Annotated in this window: 4 protein-coding genes; 2 read left to right on the forward strand and 2 right to left on the reverse strand. The window is 68.4% G+C overall.

Annotation, left to right across the window (positions count from 1 at the left end):
- Positions 1-710: 710 nt before the first annotated feature.
- Positions 711-3,824 (forward strand): isoleucine--tRNA ligase, encoded by a 3,114-nt coding sequence (gene ileS, locus A6A27_RS06280; RefSeq protein WP_073833601.1) that lies wholly within the window; start codon positions 711-713, stop codon positions 3,822-3,824.
- 209 nt (positions 3,825-4,033) lie between these two features.
- Here the strand turns inward: ileS and A6A27_RS06285 are convergent, their stop codons facing one another.
- On the reverse strand, positions 4,034-4,417 hold the full coding sequence (locus A6A27_RS06285) for a PPOX class F420-dependent oxidoreductase (protein ID WP_073833604.1): 384 nt from the start codon (positions 4,415-4,417) through the stop codon (positions 4,034-4,036).
- Between the two features lie 80 nt (positions 4,418-4,497).
- Positions 4,498-5,091, reverse strand: a complete 594-nt coding sequence (locus A6A27_RS06290) for a dihydrofolate reductase family protein (RefSeq protein ID WP_073833602.1) — start codon at positions 5,089-5,091, stop codon at positions 4,498-4,500.
- A gap of 91 nt (positions 5,092-5,182) precedes the next feature.
- On the opposite strand from A6A27_RS06290, the gene A6A27_RS06295 reads away from it, so the two are divergent.
- Positions 5,183-5,635 (forward strand): winged helix-turn-helix transcriptional regulator, encoded by a 453-nt coding sequence (locus A6A27_RS06295; protein WP_073833603.1) that lies wholly within the window; start codon positions 5,183-5,185, stop codon positions 5,633-5,635.
- The last annotated feature ends 250 nt before the right edge of the window (positions 5,636-5,885 follow it).

Here is a 5,885-nt window from a genome sequence, read left to right on the forward strand (position 1 = left end):
CTAATGGAGATCAACAACTTATCTCGCGCTTGGCACGACCGCCTGCTTGAGAATCCATCGCTCCGCTCGTATTTTTTCGACGGGAAGCCCTCGACACTGCACGACGCCGATCGGCCCGCGGTGTTGACTCTCGCAGAACTGCTCGCCGACGTCCTTGAGTGTGAGTTGCAGGTAGCCGCGCTTCTGCCCGACTTCCACTTCGCCCACTCCTGGTATCAGTGGCCAGCGCATATGCTGGAGCAGAGCCCAGTCCTGGCTGAGGTGGTGGAGCGCCACCCTGAGTGGTGGCCAGCGCTTCGCTCACTCCAAAAGGCAGTCCGGGAGCCAAACAACGACGCAGCGACCCACCCGCTAGTCGGGGCACGGATGGCCCGTTCGACGGGTACCTCGCACCGACTCCTACGGATGCGCCTACCCAGCCCACGACGCCGCCCGGAGCGGCCGTTGTAAAATGTGTGCCGCAAGAGGCGCTGATGGGGACGAGTACCACCGGACGCAGCTCAGAGCGACTCGGGGGCGGTGTGAGCCCGGGAGCGTGCACGGCGGGAAGATCACCCCGGAGCCGTCGGAAGAAAGGTCCGCGGGCCGAGTAGAACCGACCTTGCATCCGAATGAGCGGGTCGTGCGTTTCGCGCGGCCAAGGAGGGTGGTACCGCGGGGCCCGGCCTCGTCCCTCCGTTGGACAGCACGCCCGACGGAGGACCGACCGGATGTACAGAACCGTGCCCGCACAGGTCGATTTGGCCACCCTTGACCATGAGGTGCTGCATTTCTGGCACAGCAACAGCGTCTTCAAGCGCAGCCTCGAGCAGACCGAGGGGCGGCCCGCCTGGATCTTCTACGAAGGCCCACCGACCGCCAACGGGCTGCCGGGAACACACCACATCGAGGCGCGGGTGTTCAAGGACATCTTCCCGCGCTACAAGACCATGAAGGGCTTCCACGTCCCCCGCAAAGCGGGCTGGGACTGCCACGGCCTTCCGGTCGAGCTCGCGGTGGAAAAGGAACTCGGCTTCACCGGCAAGCAGGACATCGAGGCCTACGGCATCGCCGAGTTCAACGCCAAATGCCGGGAATCAGTGACCCGACACACGGACGCCTTCGCCGAGCTGACCGAGCGCATGGGCTACTGGGTCGACATGGACGACGCGTACCGCACCATGGACCCGCAGTACGTGGAATCCGTCTGGTGGTCGCTCAAGCAGATCTTCGACCAGGGCCTGCTGGTGGAGGACTTCCGGGTGGCACCGTGGTGCCCACGCGACCAGACCGCGCTGAGCGACCACGAGCTGGCGCAGGGCTACGAGAACGACACGGATCCCTCAGTGTTCGTGCGATTCCCGCTGACCTCGGGACCCCTCGCCGGGCAGGCGTCACTACTGGTGTGGACGACGACCCCATGGACCCTGGTGTCCAACACGGCCGTGGCGGTACACCCGGACGTCACCTACGTGTTGGCGACCGACGGCACCGAGCGGCTCATCGTCGCCGAGCCGCTGCTGGAGCAGGTCCTCGACGGCTGGACGCGCACCGGCGACAGCTTCACCGGCAAGGAGCTGGAGCGCTGGACCTACCGGCGGCCGTTCGACCTAGTCGATGTGCCGGACGCGCACTTCGTCATACTCGCGACCTACGTCACCACCGACAGCGGCACCGGCCTGGTCCACCAGGCACCCGCGTTCGGCGCCGACGACCTCGCCAGCTGCCGAACCTACGGGCTGCCGATGGTTAACCCGGTACGCCCCGACGGCACGTTCGAGACGCAGATCCCGCTGGTCGGCGGGATGTTCTTCAAGGACGCCGACGCGCCGCTGGTCACCGACCTGCAGAACCGCGGCCTGCTGTTCCGCGAGCACCAGTACGAGCACAGCTACCCGCACTGCTGGCGCTGCCACACGCCGCTCATCTACTACGCCCAGCCGTCCTGGTACGTGCGCACCACGGCGATCCGCGACCAACTGCTGCGCGAGAACGAGCGCACCAACTGGCACCCCGGGACCATCAAGCACGGCCGCTACGGTGACTGGCTGACCAACAACGTCGACTGGGCCCTGTCACGGTCCCGCTACTGGGGCACCCCGCTGCCGATCTGGCGCTGCCCGGTGCAACACCTGACCTGTGTCGGCTCGCTCGCCGAACTCAGCGAGCTGACCGGGCGGGACCTGTCGAACCTCGACCCGCACCGCCCGTTCGTCGACGACGTCACCCTGACCTGCCACTGCGGCGCGACGGCGACGCGCGTGCCGGAGGTCATCGACGCCTGGTACGACTCGGGCGCAATGCCCTTCGCCCAGTTCGGCTACCCGCACCGCAACCAGGAACTGTTCGAGCGCAGCTACCCGGCCCAGTTCATCTGCGAGGCGATCGACCAGACCCGCGGCTGGTTCTACACCCTCATGGCGGTCGGCACGCTGGTCTTCGACCGATCCTCGTACGAGAACGTCGTCTGTCTCGGGCACATCCTCGCCGAAGACGGCCGCAAGATGTCCAAGCACCTGGGCAACATCCTCGAGCCCATCCCGCTGATGGAGCAGCACGGCGCCGACGCCGTGCGCTGGTACATGGCCGCCGCAGGCTCGCCCTGGTCATCCCGACGAGTGGGTCACACGACCCTGCAGGAAGTGGTCCGCAAGACGCTGCTGACCTACTGGAACACCGTCGCCTTCCAGGCGCTCTACGGCCGCACCGCGAACTGGGTGCCGTCCGCTGAGGACCCGGCGCCGACGGACCGGCCGGTGCTCGACCGGTGGCTGCTCTCCGAGCTCAACGTCCTGGTGCGTCAGGTCGACGAGGCGATGGCCGCGTTCGACACCCAAGAGGCCGGCAAACTGCTCGCCGCGTTCGTCGACGACCTGTCGAACTGGTACGTCCGGCGCAGCCGCCGCCGGTTCTGGCGCGGCGACCCGGCCGCCCTGGCCACCCTGCACGAGGCGCTACGAACGGTGACCCTGCTGCTCGCGCCGCTCATCCCGTTCATCACCGAGCGGGTCTGGCAGGACATCGTGGTGGCGGTGGACCCGACGGCCGCCCCGTCTGTGCACCTGGCGGCGTATCCGAAGGTGGACGAATGCTTGATCGATCCCCGGCTGGGTGAGCAGATGGCGGTCGCCCGGCGCCTGGTGGAACTGGGCCGCACGGCCCGCGCCGAGTCCGGGGTCAAGACCCGCCAACCGCTGGCCCGCTCGCTCGCCTCGGCACAGGGCTTCACCGACCTGGAGCCGCAGCTCATCGCGGAGATCGCCGCAGAGCTCAACGTCGCCGTGGTCCTGCCGCTCAGCGCCTCCGAGGCGTCGCTGGTCGACACTACCGCCAAGGCGAACTTCCGAACCCTCGGCAAGCGGTTCGGCAAGGCCGTGCAGGACGTGGCCAAGGCCATCGCCGCGGCCGACGCCGCCGCCATCAAGCGGGACCTCGCGGCCGGCGAGGCCACCGTGATCGTCGGTGGCGAGCCGGTGACCCTCGGCCCCGACGACGTGATCATCACCGAGACGCCGCGCCAAGGCTGGGCGGTCGCCTCGGAGGCCGGCGCCACCCTCGCGCTCGACCTGCAGCTGACCCCGGAGCTGCGCCGCGCCGGGCTTGCCCGCGAGGCGATCCGCCTGATCCAGGAGGCCCGCAAGACCAGCGGACTAGAAGTCTCCGACCGGATCGAGCTGCGCTACGCGGCGGCCCAGAACGACGTCACCGCGGCACTCGACGAGCACCGCGACATGGTCGCCGACGAGGTGCTCGCGATGCGGTTCGGCCCCGGCGAGCCGGACTGGGCAGCCACGCCGCACCAGGACGCCGACCTCGGCCTGACGTTCTGGCTGCGCCGCGCCTGATCCGATTCGCCGTTACGGCGGCCGGTCTGCTCAGGACCGGCCGCCACGGCGGCGGAGCCGGGTAGTCCGCGGCGTTTTGAAGAGCCAGCAGCCCTTGGCGGGGGCGACACGAACGGCGCCGGCGACACCCTGCCCTCCACTTCGTCCGCATACCCGGCGTTCACTCGGACGTTTGAAGAGATGGACAGTCGCCACGGACCCGCGTCGGCTCATGCGACGCCTATCGTCTGCCGCTCGGGTTCGATGACCGCAACGATGCGCTGTTCATCGCGTGGGTACGGCTGGCCGGTGTATTTGGTGGCCAGTTGGTCAACGATCGTCCAGGCGGCGTCGTCTTCGAGCCACTCGATGACGCGGCCGCGGATGATGACCGGCTGGAACGGGTTGTCGGTGGGTGTCAGGGAGAGCGCGATCCGCGGGTCGCGGCGTAGATTGCGGGCTTTGCGGGTGCTCGGGCCGGTGAGGACCGCGATGTGGTCGCCGTGCGTGCCGATCCAGACAGGGACGCAGTGGGGGGCGCCGTCGGGCAGGACGCTGGCGAGGTGGGCGATCGGGGTGCCGTCGAGCACGCGGCGCACGTCGGGGTTGAGCATCGTGGTCATCTCCTGGCGTGGGTTCTGGGTGGGCTTTGGTGGTTGTCGGCGGGGCGATGCGACTTTGCCGGTCATGTGGGTTATCGCTCGACCTTGTAGTGGAGGTGGGTGACGCCGGGCGCCGGGACGGCGTCGACGAGGCGGAGCCGCACGTGCCCGGGCAATGCCTGGAAGAAGGGCCGGCCGCCGCCGAGTAGGACTGGCACCTGGTGGAGGACCATCTCGTCGACGAGGCCCGCTTTCAACGCCTCGGTTACGACGCCGCCGCCCATGAGGCCGACGTCCTTGTCGCCGGCGGCCTCGCGGGCCGCGGCGACCGCGTCCTCGATGCCGCTGGTGACGAGGGCCTGCCGCTCGGTGATCTCCGCCGCGGGCCGGTGGCTGAGGACGAACAGCCGAGCCGTCGGGTGGGGGCTACCGCCTCCAAAATGGTCGGAGTCCTCATAGGTGTTGCGGCCCGCCACGACCGCGCCCACGCGCCCGGCGAGGGCGTCGAAGACCCGCGCGCTGGGCGCGCTCAGCCTGAACCCGTCGAACACCTGGCTGGGCGTGTCGCCGTCGAAGTACCAGTCGAAGAGCATCGTCCCGTGGCCGAGCCCACGCCCGGCGCCGGGCCCGCGGCAGGTGATGTAACCGTCGACCGACACCGCGTGGGCGCTGATGACCTTACTCATCTCCGCGATCCTCCCTGGGGTTCCTTAAAGAGACGCTGTGACCATAACAACGTCAGTTCCCTAAGGGAACCCCGATTGGTAAACTGGTTCCATGCAACGCACGGACTTCAGCAAAATGGCGTGCTCGATTGCACGTACGCTCGACGTCATCGGGGAGCCCTGGTCGCCGCTGGTCCTGCGCGACGTATGGGCCGGGCTCAACCGGTTCGAGCAGCTCCAGGCCGACCTCGGAATCTCACGCAAGGTCCTGACCGAGCGGCTGAACCACCTCGTCGACCAGGGCGTGCTCGAACGCCGCCCCTACGACCGGCGTCCGCGCCACGAGTACGTCTTGACGGAGAAGGGCGCCGACCTGGTCGACCTGCTCATGGTCATGACCCGTTGGGGAGACAAATGGCTCGCCGGCGAGACCGGCCCGCCAGTACTCTACCGCCACCACACGTGCGGCGAGTTCAGTGGTGTCGACCTGCGCTGCGCCCACTGCGGCGAGCCGATGCACGCAAACGACGTCGACCCGCTGCCAGGCCCCGGCGCAACCGCCTGACCCGAGATGAGCCCAGAGCCCCTGGGCGGCCTTGGCCGCCCAAAGGCATCCGCTGCCGCTTGGACTGGAAGAGCCGTAGCGCCGCTGTCGCCTGCTTCCTCGTCGACATGACCACAGCCAACGCCCGCCAGCGGCTCCCCATCCTGACCCGACCTGCACCCGGCATCCTCGGCAATCGTCCTCGGCGGACAGCCACCGGAGTTGCGAGATTTCCCTTAGAGCCTGGTAAATAAGGGTTCGGGCGGTCGCT

This window comes from Micromonospora sp. CB01531 (genome assembly GCF_001905095.1).
In the GTDB taxonomy this organism is placed as follows: domain Bacteria; phylum Actinomycetota; class Actinomycetes; order Mycobacteriales; family Micromonosporaceae; genus Micromonospora.

Excerpts from the sequence above, each read along its gene's own strand:
- ileS (WP_073833601.1), top strand. The coding sequence starts at position 711 with ATGTACAGAACCGTGCCCGCACAGGTCGATTTGGCCACCCTTGACCAT.
- A6A27_RS06290 (WP_073833602.1), bottom strand. The coding sequence starts at position 5,091 with ATGAGTAAGGTCATCAGCGCCCACGCGGTGTCGGTCGACGGTTACATC.
- A6A27_RS06295 (WP_073833603.1), top strand. The coding sequence starts at position 5,183 with ATGCAACGCACGGACTTCAGCAAAATGGCGTGCTCGATTGCACGTACG.
- A6A27_RS06285 (WP_073833604.1), bottom strand. The coding sequence starts at position 4,417 with ATGCTCAACCCCGACGTGCGCCGCGTGCTCGACGGCACCCCGATCGCC.